The following is an 11,638-nucleotide window of genomic DNA, read 5'->3' on the forward strand; positions in this document are numbered from 1 at the left end:
GGGGGGACCAGCACCCCCTGCTCTTCCCTGGTGGAGCACCACGTGGTATTCGGAGGTGAGGAGAAGCTCCGGGACCTGATCCGCGCGAGCACTGAGTTGATGGACGGAGAACTCTATGCGGTCATAAACGGCTGCGTCCCGTCGCTGATCGGGGACGACGTNNCTGTCGTCAAGGAGTTCCGCGAGAAGAATGATATCTTCTTCGTGCGGTCCTCCGGGTTTGCCGGAAATTCGTACGAAGGCTATGAGCTCTTCTTCGAGGGGTTGATAGAGGATCTTCTCAAACCTGCGGAGAAGATCCGGCCAAAGACGGTGAACGTATTCGGTATCGTCCCATACCAGCATGTCTTCTGGAAAGGCGATGCGCGGACCATTAAGAACCTTCTCGCCGAGATCGGGATAACGGCCAATGTCTTCCTCGCGGAATTCGACGGGGCGGCTCAGCTGCGTGACATTCCTGCTGCAGAGTACAACATCGTGCTCTCCACCTGGAACGGCCACCGGACGGCGAAACTCCTGAAAGAGAAGTTCGGCACACCGTACCTGACCTTCCCTTCGGTCCCCGTGGGGCCGAAGCAGACTGCGGAGTTTCTGCGCAGGGTGGCAAAGGTCTTCGATATATCGGAAGAGGTTGTCGAGCGCGTGATCGCGCGGGAAGAGCGGCGGGTGTACCGGTTCATCGAATACGGAGGCGATGCCCACATGCTTGTCCGGCCGCACCCGTTCTTTGCGGTTGCGGCGGATTCGGGGACTGCGATCGGCATCTCGCGCTTCCTCATCAATGAGCTTGGCTACCTGCCGGATATCGTCCAGATCACCGACGACCCGCCCGAGGAGGTGCGTGACGAGATTGTCAGGTGGCTCACAGAAGACCTTGAAACCCCTCTCAAACCGGAGGTGGTCTTCGAGACAGATGCGCATCTTATACGGCAGAACTTGTTGGGAAGATCGTTCCTGTTCCTGTTTGCAAGTTCCCTCGAAGCCCCTATTGCTCTCGCGGAGTGGGGCGCGCTCCCCATCACCGTCGCGTTCCCTGCATTGAACCGGCTCGTCCTGAATCGGACCTACGCCGGGTTCGACGGAGCCTTGACCCTGTTTGAAGAGATCATCAGTTCGTTTGTCGGGCCTCTGTGACGGAGATTTCCGTCCTTTTTTTGGGAACGCCGTCGACGAGTGTGGACGATCGTCGAACGCACCGGTGCAGCAATAGAGAGCCCGGAGTTGAGGTCTCCCGCGTGAAAAATGGTGTCAGGGTCGGTCCACGGAGGGACAGAGGAGGATGTTTAAGGGGTTATATCGAGACGCATAGGCGGCCGCATCATGCGGTTATCACCTCCGGCTCCGGGACGTTCAGTCCGTACAGGCTCTGGCGGGCGTCGATGAAATAGTGCCGCTCTATAAGTATCCCTTCTTCTTTGAGTCTGTTCAGAGCGTATCTCACGGTGCGCGCCGGCAGAGAGGTCTCGCGGATCAGATCTTTCTGGGTGAACTGACCGCCTGTTTCGAGAACCTTGTACACGAGTTTTGCCGACGGCGGGAGGTGTCCGATCTTTGCCAGTCTCTTCTCATTCACGTCAGTTTCGTTGACAAAAACGATCCCTCATAGTGGAATCACCATACTCATGTTGTGGTTCACAATTGTTAACTTTTTCGATTGTCCCTGCGATGGATTCGATGGTCAATCGTAGTGATGTGATTGGGGATAGGGGCAATTTATACCATATAACAACAAAAAAGTCAAAAATTGACGATATCGGTGCGTGGATCGCCCGGGCGCTGTATGCTTCGGAAGAGATGTCAGCGATTCTCGCCGTGCAGTTATTGCGCGATTGTGGCTATAGGTTGTTATTGATGCAGCAGGAAGCCCTGCCCTGAAAGGCGGAGTAGCTCACGTATGAATCGCCGTATCTGCCCGATATTGGGATGAAGACGTCAAAAACCCACACCGGCGCATCATTCGAGGATCGTCAACTCGAACCTGCCTTCCATGCAGGCGGCGGCAAAATCAAGGAAATCCCTCATGTTTTCAGACATCTCCGATGAGAGCGAGGGCGAGACGTAGACGATGATATGCGGTCTTGCTGTCTTCTTCTTTAACTCCAGGTACAGGTCCCTGAAGATGGCGAGGACCGTCCTGAAGTTCACCCGCTTGATGATCCGGATGTGGCCGATGCCTTCCGAATCGATCAGAACCCGATAATTCGGCGTCTTTCTGAAGAATGGGTTTCCTGACTGCATATCCTTCTGCCTTATCTTCGCCTGTTCTTCCGCCCCCACAAAGCATCTGTGAACTGATGGTACTGGACGCACGTAGACCGAGCCGATCAGGGTGGGCCGGAACACCTCAATGATGCTGCAGATGTGGGAGACAGCATGATTCGGCGCGACCGTCGATGTACCGACGCTCTCTTTCCCATGGATGGCTGCTTCCCTCTCTCCTCCCGCAGGATCACCTCCACCCATGGGGCGGGAAACCATTTATGCTCAGGCGATTCAGCAAACATTGACGGGAATATTCGGACATTTTCCTGAATGCGGCAAATGTTGCGGAACGCCCTCTCATCGTTTCGGCTGCTCCCGCTAGAGCTCCTTCTGGTACATCACGACATCGAGGACCTTCCCCGCTATCTCTCCGACGTTCCGGAGGTGAGCGCATCGGGAATAACCCGCCGCCTCAAATAGCCTGGTGCTCGCATGGTTCTCACCCGTGACTGTTCCCAGGATCACACGTATCCCTGCCCTCCTCGCGTGATCCTCAAGGAAAGAGAGAGCGATCTTCCCGATCCCCCTACCGGTATGCTCCGGCTTTAAGTAGATCGAGATCTCCACAGTTCTGTCATATGCCCGCAAATTTTTGTACCTGCGCACCCCGCAATATCCCTGGATTTCTTCACCGTCCAGGATCAGGTACGCCCGATAGACCTGATCGCCCGGCGGGTAGTCCTTGCTCAACTCCGCCGGGGTGATATCCCCGTCGTGAAACGTCGCGGTCGTGTGATGGCTATAATAGTTGTAAATCTCTGCAATGACCGGGAGATCGCCTTTCCGGGCCAACTGAAATTTTATTGCCGTCTCTCTCACCGCCTCTGGTCTGTATGATCCCGATATGTTTATGCGATATTCACCGGGATTTCTGCTGCAAACCTCACGATGGTTCGTCCGTATCCCGCCGGGGTTTTGCAGCAGTAATCCCGGGCCTGTATGTATCGGTATCAGCGCCCGCGGTACCGGAGCGTCTCGCTTTTGCTGAGGAGGTGGACGTCAAGCCCCGGCATCGCCTCGCCGAGCCCACGGGATGCGCCGGCGATTGCCGCCGGGTCGTCGTAGTGGTTCACCGCTTCCACGATCGCTCTTGCCATCCGTTCCGGGTTGGACGACTTGAAGATGCCCGAGCCCACAAAGACCCCGTCGGCGCCGAGCTGCATCATCAGCGCCGCGTCGGCAGGCGTTGCAATCCCGCCGGCCGAGAAGTTCACCACCGGGAGCCGGCCGCGCTCTGCGCACTCGATGACCAGGTCCGCCGGCGCTTCTATCTCGCGAGCACGGTTGATCAACTCCTGCTCGCTCATCCCCTGCAGGAGCCGGATCTCGCCCATGATCGCACGCATGTGCCGGACAGCCTCGACGACGTTGCCGGTGCCGGCCTCGCCCTTTGTCCGGATCATCGCCGCTCCCTCATCGATCCGTCGGAGGGCTTCGCCGAGGTTTCGGGCTCCGCAGACGAACGGGACAGAGAACCGCTTCTTCTCGATGTGGTACTCCTCGTCGGCAGGCGTGAGAACCTCGCTCTCGTCGATCATATCGACGCCGAGCGCCTCGAGTACCTGCGCCTCGACGAAATGGCCGATCCGTACCTTGCCCATCACCGGGATCGAGACCGCATCGATGATCTCCACGATCTTCTCCGGATCGGCCATCCGGGCCACGCCGCCTGCCGCCCGGATGTCGGCAGGGACGCGTTCGAGCGCCATCACCGCAACGGCACCCGCCTCCTCTGCAATTCGTGCCTGTTCGGCGTTCACGACATCCATGATGACGCCGCCTTTCTGCATCGACGCAAACCCTCTCTTCAGGAGTTCGGTACCGGACCTGAGATCTTTTAAGTCCATTTTTTCTCCTTCCCGGGATCTCGCTCAACCCGGTGCCCGAATGCCGGAGACGGGTCCCTGATGAGCGTATCCTCTGTCTTGAGCAAGGGTGTGTTTCGTAAGGTTTTAAATATATTCACAATTGTGAATTTTCTCTCCTCTCCAGTCCGACCGGCGAGTCGTCCGTACGGCTCATTCGTGGATGTTGCCCGTCATCGCGCATATTGCGGCAAATTTTGTCCATTTCTGTCGAAATAAATTCTTCCGGCACGTACCCGGGTATAGTTCACGGATGTGAACAAAATAAGAGAGATGGGCCAGTATCGTCCGGCTGGGCATTGGAAAACCCATGTTACAGCACAGCACCCCGCCCGCTCGTTCTGCACCCTCTCCGCCATGAACCGGCACTCCGTTGCCTGGCGGAGAGTATCATTGCCGCACAAACTCCGGGAACGGTGCCCATGCGGCCCTCTTTCCCGGATTATGTCCCGGAGGGCATGTCGGCTGCCTTCATCTCCAGGATGTTCTTCTCACGCAACTTCCGCCGCACACCCGTGAACGACTGTACCTGATATGATCACTCTTCTGCACAGAGCATACGGGAGATTCCTGAACTTGGGGAAGGGGTGTCGACGAATACCGCGAAGACCCCCTGGTGCAGAAGGCAGCAGCGGGGGCGTTCACTCGCCGGCGGCCGCCTGTGACGCGCCGCGGACCCGCTCCCACCCGGTGTAGATGTTCATCTTTCTGCTCCGGACGAACCCGACGATCGTGAGCCCGCCGGCCTTTGCGGCCTCGACGGCGGTGGTGGTCGTCGCCCCCCGCGAGACGATCACAGGGATGTTTGCGACCAGGCACTTCCTGACCATCTCGGAGGATATCCGTCCGGAACTGACCGCAAACGTCCGCGAAAGATCGATCCCGGCAAGAAGCCCGTGGCCGATGACCCGATCGAGCGCGTTGTGCCGGCCGATATCCGCGGCGATCAGAATCGCCTTCCCCTCTCCGTCGAAGAGCCCGACGAGGTGGATGCCGCCGGTGATCCTGTGGAGATCCGAATCGAGCGTCTCTTTCGTCGCCGCCCGGATCGTCTCGGGCGCGAGTGTGAGATCGGAGCGGATCGCAGGAAGGCGCCCGGCGTCGAGGAACGACGCGGTCCCGCCGCACCCGGAGAGGACGGTCTTGTGCGAGGTGAGGATCGAGAACGGGTTCTTTGTGAGGACACTTGCGGTATTCCCCTCGATCCGGATCGACTCGATCTCATCGAGTTCCCGGACGATCCGTTCCGTGTAGAGGTACCCCACGACGAACTCCCGGAGCATCACCGGGCTTGTCATGGCGGTGAGGGCGTGGCGCCCGTTGACGGTCACGGAGAGAGGCATCTCCTCGACGACGGGGTGAGTCGCGGCGACGAACGACTCGTCGTCGACTTTGACGATCGGCAGTTCCCGGTAGAGCATCAGATCGCCCTCCGGGAGATCTCTTCAACGGTGGCTATCAACGTATCAATCTCCTCTGTTGTGGTGTAGATGTAGGTGCTCGCCCGCACCGTCCCGTCCGGGAGACCGAGGTGCTCCATCAGCGGCTGGCAGCAGTGGTGCCCCGACCGGACCAGAACGGCGGACGCCTCGTCGAGGATCTGGGCCACCTCGTGCGGGTGCATCCCCTCGACCGTGAACGAGACGACGCCGATCCGATCGGTCCCGGCATCCAGGCCCGCGACCGTAACGCCGTCGAGCGCCGCAAGCCCGTCGATGAGCCGGGCGGTGAGCCGCTCCTCGTGCCGCCGGACGGCGTCCATCCCGATCTCCCGGAGATATGCCGCCGCCCGGGCAAGCCCGATGGTGCCGGCGACCGGCGGCGTCCCCGCCTCGTATCGCTCTTCACCGGGAGCAAGGGTGTAGCCGTCGGACGACGCGCTCTCGATCGAACCGCCCCCGACATGGAGCGGTTCGAGATCCGGCCGGCGCATCCAGAGCCCGCCCGTCCCGGTGGGCCCAAGCATCTTATGGCCCGAGAAGCAGAAGTAGTCGCACCCGATGGCGGCGACGTCGACCGGGATGTGCGGGGTCGACTGGGCTCCGTCGACGAGGAACTTTGCGCCCCGGTCGCGGCAGATCCCGGCGATCTCCCGGACGGGGAGGACGGTGCCGAGGACATTTGAGGCGTGGGTGACGGCGACGAGCCGGGTCTCGTCGCGGATGGCCCCCTCCAGATCGGCTATCTCGAGGCCGCCATCGGAATTCGGCCGAACGATATCCACCGCGACTCCACGTTCTCGGAGCCGGAGCCAGGGTAGGAGGTTTGAGTGGTGCTCGAGGAGCGTCGTCACCACCCGGTCGCCCTTCTTCCAGTCGAGGCCGGCGGCGACCGCTCCGATCGCCTCGGTAGTGTTTCTGGTGATCGTAAGGGTGCCGCCCTCGCCCCCAATGAACGACTTTATGGCGTCGTGGGCGTCCCGGTAGCGGTGGGTGGCGACATTGGCGAGCCGGTGGACGCCCCGCCCGACGTTTGCGCGGTAACGAAGGTCGTACTCGACCATCGCCTGGACCACAGGCTTTGGGGTGAGGGATGTTGCGGCGCTGTCTAAGTAGATGAGGTCCCGTGTGATGGGGAAGTCCGTTCTACAGTCTTCGATCCTCATAGGACCTCATCCATACTCCCACTCCGGTACCCGGCAAGGTCCAGGGCGACGTAGGTAAAACCGATCTTTCGGAGGGCCGCCGTCACATCATCCCGCATGGAAAAGAGCCGCTCCATCTCCTCGGGCGGCACCTCGATCCGGGCGACGTCACCGTGAAGGCGGACCCGCACCTGGGAAAATCCCCGATCATGCAGTGCATCCTCGGCCGCCTCGATCCGGGCGAGCGCCTCCTCTGTGATCTCGGTCCCATAGGGGAGGCGGGTGGCAAGGCAGGCCGCCGATGGTTTGCTCCAGAGCGATAGTCCGCACTCATGGGCGATTCTCCGGACATCGTCTTTCGTCGCACACGCATCGGCGAGGGGGTGCGAGATCCCCTCCTCGTCGCCTGCGGCAAGCCCCGGCCGGTAGGTCCCGAGGTCGGAGAGGTTCGTCCCGTCCGCGACCGTGCCGATCCCTTCCCGCCGGGCCAGATCTTTGAGCAGGCGGGCCGATGCCTTCTTGCAGGTGTAGCAGCGGTCGGGCCGATTCGCCCGGAAGGCCTCATCCTCAAGAATCGGGAACGCCACGACCTCCAGGGGAAGGTCCAGCCGGGCTGCGGTCTTTCGCGCCGCCTCGACCTCTCGCCGGGGGATGAGCGGCGAGTCAAGGAGGACGCACCGGACCCGCTCCTTCCCGAGCGCGCGGACGGCCAGTGCGGCGAGGAGCGAACTGTCGACGCCTCCGGAGTATGCGATAAGCAAAGGACCCTTCTCCTTGAGGGCCTCGATGACCGCTTCTTTGCTGCACCTGGAGTTCATCGGTATCGTTCTCCTTATGCTTCTGTATCGCACAGTTCGCCGAGCTGGTTCTCTTCGCGGATCTGCGTGCATATCTCACATATCCGGGAGGCGAGGTCGTCCACCTGGCCGGCCTTGAGGTCCTGCGCAAGCCGGTTGATTGCCTCCTTTACCTCGCCTTCAAAGACGATCCGGTAGCCCCGCTTCCCGGTGCGGTACTGGGAGATCGCTGAGGGTGTCATCTCAAGGAGGCGGGCGGCCTCGAGCTGCGAGACGCCCATGTTAATTAGTTCTTCTGCGATCGCCGCACGGATTGCGGGCAGCACATTCCATACAATTAACTGGCAGGGGAGTTTCATTAATACCACAATGTTTAATGGTTTTGGAGTGGATCTAACAATGATGTTAACAATTGTTAATTTTGACTTCAGGGATGAAATACCTTTGCGTAGAGCCGGGGTGCAGCATGAATACTACGGTTAATCGGAGATCACGGCTGGTCTATATGGACCACGCGGCGACGACCCCGGTCCGGCCGGAGGTCATCGAAGAGATGCTCCCCTGCTTTACGGAGCGGTTCGGGAACCCCTCCTCCGTCTACGCCCTCGCCCGCGAGGCGCGGGTGACACTGGAGAAGGCGCGGAGACAGGTGGCGGATGCGATCGGCGCAAACCCCAAGGAGATCTATTTCACCTCCGGGGGAACCGAGGCCGACAACTGGGCTATCAAGGGGGTTGCAGCCGCAAACAGAAAGAAAGGCGATCATATCATCACCTCCGCGATCGAGCACCACGCCGTCATCCACACCTGCCAGAGCCTTGAGAAGCAGGGCTACCGGGTCACCTACCTCCCTGTCGACGAGTTCGGCCGGGTTGACCCTGCCTCGGTCGAGGAGGCGATCACCGACAAAACCATCCTCGTCTCGGTGATGACGGCAAACAACGAGATCGGGACGATCCAGCCGGTCGCCGAGATCGCGAAAGTTGCTCACGACCACGGCGTTCCTTTCCATACCGACGCCGTCCAGGCGATCGGGGCGATACCGATCGACGTTGACAACATGGGGATCGACCTCCTCTCGCTCTCGGGTCACAAGTTCGGCGGCCCGAAGGGGACGGGGGCGCTCTATATCCGGGATAAGACCCGGATCGGGACGTTCATGGACGGCGGGGCGCAGGAACGGGGAAGACGGGCCGGGACCGAGAACGTTCCGGGGATCGTGGGGCTCGGAAAGGCTATCGAACTAGCCGTCGCCGAGATGCCTGAGAAGTCCCCAAGGCTTGCCGCGATGCGAGACCGACTGATCAAGGGAATCCTCGAGACCATCCCGGAGACCCGCTTAAACGGTCACCCTACCGAGCGGCTCCCGAACAACGTGAACGTCGCCTTCCGCTACGTCGAGGGCGAATCGCTCCTCCTTATGCTCGATGCACTCGGGATCGCCGCCTCGACGGGGAGCGCCTGCACATCGGCATCGCTTGAGCCCTCGCATGTTCTTGTGGCCTGCGGTCTTCCGCACGAGGAGGCGCACGGCTCCCTCCGGCTCACCCTCGGCTCCCGGAATACCGAGGAGGACGTCGACTACGTCCTCGAGGTCCTGCCCCGGGTGATCGAGCGCCTGCGCAGGATGTCCCCCCTGAGCCCTGAACGATATGCGTGATCATCATGTACAGCGAACGGGTCATGGACCATTTTATGAACCCCCGGAACATGGGGGAGATCCCGGATGCGGACGGTGTCGGTGAGGTCGGGAACCCTGCCTGCGGCGACATCATGCGGATAACCCTCCGGATCGAAGGGGATAGGATCGTGGATGCAAAGTTCAAGACCTTCGGGTGCGCCGCCGCCATTGCGTCGAGTTCGATGGCCACCGAGCTCATCCGGGGAAAGACTCTCGACGAGGCGCTGGCGGTCACCAACAAGGCGGTCGCCGAGGCGCTGGAGGGGTTGCCCCCCCAGAAGCTCCACTGTTCGGTCCTCGCCGAGGAGGGGATCCGCAAGGCAATCGCCGATTACCGGGCACGGCACGGTTCGCCGGAGGCGAGCGGAGGATAACCTGATGCTCACCGAGCGGGAACGTGAGCGTTACAGCCGGCAGATTCTCCTCTTCGGTGAGGAGGGGCAGGAGCGGCTGAAGCAGGCGAAGGTCTTCATCGCCGGGGCGGGGGGTCTTGGCTGCCCGATCGCCCTCTATCTTGCCGTCGCCGGCGTAGGGGAGATCCGCCTTGTGGACAGGGACGTCGTGGACCGGACCAACTTAAACCGGCAGGTTCTCCACTGGGAGAAGGATCTCGGCATACCGAAAGTCCGATCCGCGGAGGAGAAACTCCGGGAGGTTAACCCCGACGTCCGAATAGAAGCCCTGGAAGCGACGATCAATGAAGCGAACGTCCATGACCTGGCCGCCGGTGCCGACCTGATCGTGGACGCGATGGACAACTTCCCGACCCGCTACCTCCTGAACCGGGAGGCGATCAGGTCGGGCGTGCCGCTCATCCACGGTGCCATCCGGGGGTTCGACGGCCAGGTGACGACGATCGTCCCCGGCCGGACGGCCTGCCTTGAGTGCATCTTCCCGGAGGCCCCGCCCGCCGAGGTCTTCCCGGTCGTCGGGACGACGCCGGGGTTCATCGGTCTCATCCAGGCGAACGAGGCGATCAAGTACATCACCGGTTCCGGCGACCTCCTCGCCGGTCGGCTCCTCCTCTGGGACGGCCTTGCGGCGAAACTTGAGACGTTTGCCGTGGAGCGGCGGTCGGGATGCCCTGCCTGCAGTAGAGAGGTGTGTCAATGAAGGTTCGAGTGAAGGCGTTCGCCCGGTTCCGGGAGATCCTCGGGAGCGACCTTCTCGTCGATCTCCCCGATGGGGCGACGATGGCGGCGGTTCTCGCCGCGCTCCGGGATCGTGCCGGAGATAATGGCGATGCAATCTTTGACGAGACCGGGGCGCTCCGGGCGCACGTCATCCTGATGCGGAATGGACGACGGGTGAAGAGAGACGACCCCGATCCCCTTGCGGACGGAGACGAGATCGCTATCTTCCCGCCGGTCGCAGGTGGATGAGGAGGAGATGGAGATATGATTGGAATTACACGGGACGTCATCGACGCAGGCGCGATGATCGAGGCGGCGAAGAGGCCGGGCATGGGAGCCCTGGTCACCTTCTGCGGCGTTGTCCGGGACGACGGCGGGGTGGAGCGGATGGAACTTGAGGTCTATGAGGAAGTCGCGGTCCGCGAAATGGAGGCGATCCGCGACGAGGCGATGCAAAAATACCCGATTGAGTCGGTGGATATCGTCCACCGGGTCGGATCGCTCTCGGTCGGCGAGACCATCCTCCTCATCATCGTCGGTGCCGGGCACCGGAAAGAGGCGTTCGCCGCCTGCGAGTACATCATCGACCGGATCAAGCAGACAGTCCCGATCTGGAAGAAGGAGTTCTACCGGGACGGCGAGCGGTGGGTGCCGGGGGAGTACGTCGATTAGACCCCCTCCTCCCGGGGTGAACCTTTTTTCCCGCCGGGCGAAAAGATATCGATGATGAACAGCGACCTCAAAGCAGCCGTCCTCGAACGGTGCCGGCGGATGGAGATCCCGCTCATCGGGATCGCAAGCACCGACCGGTGGGAGAACCCGCCGTTCCAGCCCTGGATGCCTGAGGAGTTCTACCCGCAATCGATCTTTCCCGAGGCCCGGTCAGTGATCGTCATCGGCCTTCCCGTCCATCTCCCGGTGCTTGAGACCACCCCCTCGATCTACTACCACGAGTTGTATAAGACCGTCAACACCCTTCTCGACCAGTACACCTACCGGCTCGCCTCATTCCTCAACGACTGCGGATACCCTTCGGTCTTCGTCCCCCGGGACGGCTACGGGTCCATCGAGGTGCTCCAGAAGAGCCCTATTGCCTTCTTTTCCCACCGGCACGCCGCGCTCCTTGCGGGGCTAGGGACCTTCGGCGTGAACAACACCCTCATAACACCAAAGTACGGACCCCGCGTCCGGTTCGGCTCGGTCCTCACCGCCGCCGACCTCCCGCCCGATCCGATGCTTTCTGACGACCTCTGCACCCGGTGCATGCTCTGCGTCCGCGCCTGCCCGGCCGGTGCCCTCGATGAGCGAGACTACCC

The 11,638-nt window shown here is 61.3% G+C and carries 16 protein-coding genes; 8 read left to right on the top strand and 8 right to left on the bottom strand.

The features are described from left to right. A partial coding sequence (locus tag ACI94_RS01700; RefSeq protein WP_286681021.1) for a nitrogenase component 1 occupies positions 1–1,134 on the top strand: 1,134 nt, incomplete at its 5' end. A 184-nt stretch (positions 1,135–1,318) separates the two neighbouring features. Here the strand turns inward: ACI94_RS01700 and ACI94_RS01705 are convergent. After that, complete coding sequence (locus ACI94_RS01705; protein ID WP_066957518.1) at positions 1,319–1,573, bottom strand: winged helix-turn-helix transcriptional regulator; 255 nt, start codon at positions 1,571–1,573, stop codon at positions 1,319–1,321. Positions 1,574–1,665: 92 nt separating this feature from the next. Between ACI94_RS01705 and ACI94_RS01710 the strand changes: the two genes are divergently transcribed. Beyond that, a complete protein-coding gene (locus ACI94_RS01710) occupies positions 1,666–1,875 on the top strand; it encodes a hypothetical protein (protein WP_066957516.1) in 210 nt (69 codons plus the stop codon). A gap of 78 nt (positions 1,876–1,953) precedes the next feature. Here the strand turns inward: ACI94_RS01710 and ACI94_RS01715 are convergent, their stop codons facing one another. From ACI94_RS01715 to ACI94_RS01745, 7 genes are all read right to left on the bottom strand, one after another. Beyond that, entirely contained in the window at positions 1,954–2,463 is a 510-nt protein-coding gene (locus ACI94_RS01715; RefSeq protein ID WP_224732765.1) for a hypothetical protein, read from the bottom strand. A 117-nt stretch (positions 2,464–2,580) separates the two neighbouring features. Beyond that, positions 2,581–3,081 (bottom strand): GNAT family N-acetyltransferase, encoded by a 501-nt coding sequence (locus ACI94_RS01720; protein WP_066957515.1) that lies wholly within the window; start codon positions 3,079–3,081, stop codon positions 2,581–2,583. A gap of 131 nt (positions 3,082–3,212) precedes the next feature. Beyond that, positions 3,213–4,109 (bottom strand): pyridoxal 5'-phosphate synthase lyase subunit PdxS, encoded by an 897-nt coding sequence (gene pdxS, locus ACI94_RS01725; RefSeq protein ID WP_066957513.1) that lies wholly within the window; start codon positions 4,107–4,109, stop codon positions 3,213–3,215. A gap of 659 nt (positions 4,110–4,768) precedes the next feature. Beyond that, positions 4,769–5,548, bottom strand: coding sequence for a formate dehydrogenase accessory sulfurtransferase FdhD (gene fdhD / locus ACI94_RS01730; RefSeq protein ID WP_066957511.1), 780 nt, complete (start codon positions 5,546–5,548; stop codon positions 4,769–4,771). Next, positions 5,548–6,732, bottom strand: coding sequence for an aminotransferase class V-fold PLP-dependent enzyme (locus ACI94_RS01735; protein WP_286681022.1), 1,185 nt, complete (start codon positions 6,730–6,732; stop codon positions 5,548–5,550). Before ACI94_RS01735 ends, fdhD begins: the two co-directional genes overlap by 1 nt. Next, a complete protein-coding gene (gene larE, locus ACI94_RS01740; RefSeq protein WP_066957507.1) occupies positions 6,729–7,529 on the bottom strand; it encodes an ATP-dependent sacrificial sulfur transferase LarE in 801 nt (266 codons plus the stop codon). Before larE ends, ACI94_RS01735 begins: the two co-directional genes overlap by 4 nt. A 14-nt stretch (positions 7,530–7,543) precedes the next feature. Continuing rightward, positions 7,544–7,834 (bottom strand): transcriptional regulator, encoded by a 291-nt coding sequence (locus ACI94_RS01745; protein WP_318010069.1) that lies wholly within the window; start codon positions 7,832–7,834, stop codon positions 7,544–7,546. 140 nt (positions 7,835–7,974) lie between these two features. On the opposite strand from ACI94_RS01745, the gene nifS reads away from it, so the two are divergent. The 6 genes from nifS to ACI94_RS01775 form a co-directional block, all read left to right on the top strand. Beyond that, complete coding sequence (gene nifS, locus ACI94_RS01750; RefSeq protein ID WP_273258974.1) at positions 7,975–9,168, top strand: cysteine desulfurase NifS; 1,194 nt, start codon at positions 7,975–7,977, stop codon at positions 9,166–9,168. Positions 9,169–9,173: 5 nt separating this feature from the next. Next, positions 9,174–9,563, top strand: a complete 390-nt coding sequence (gene nifU, locus ACI94_RS01755; protein WP_066957747.1) for a Fe-S cluster assembly scaffold protein NifU — start codon at positions 9,174–9,176, stop codon at positions 9,561–9,563. Positions 9,564–9,567: 4 nt separating this feature from the next. Next, positions 9,568–10,302 (top strand): HesA/MoeB/ThiF family protein, encoded by a 735-nt coding sequence (locus tag ACI94_RS01760; protein ID WP_273258975.1) that lies wholly within the window; start codon positions 9,568–9,570, stop codon positions 10,300–10,302. Beyond that, on the top strand, positions 10,299–10,571 hold the full coding sequence (locus ACI94_RS01765; protein ID WP_066957499.1) for a ubiquitin-like small modifier protein 1: 273 nt from the start codon (positions 10,299–10,301) through the stop codon (positions 10,569–10,571). The genes ACI94_RS01760 and ACI94_RS01765 overlap by 4 nt, the downstream gene beginning before the upstream one ends. Positions 10,572–10,586: 15 nt before the next feature. After that, complete coding sequence (locus tag ACI94_RS01770) at positions 10,587–10,994, top strand: molybdenum cofactor biosynthesis protein MoaE (RefSeq protein WP_066957497.1); 408 nt, start codon at positions 10,587–10,589, stop codon at positions 10,992–10,994. 51 nt (positions 10,995–11,045) lie between these two features. Then, a partial coding sequence (locus ACI94_RS01775; protein WP_353743237.1) for a 4Fe-4S binding protein occupies positions 11,046–11,638 on the top strand: 593 nt, incomplete at its 3' end.

Source organism: Methanoculleus sp. DTU007, assembly GCF_001512385.1.
Classification (GTDB): Archaea; Halobacteriota; Methanomicrobia; order Methanomicrobiales; family Methanoculleaceae; genus Methanoculleus; species Methanoculleus thermophilus.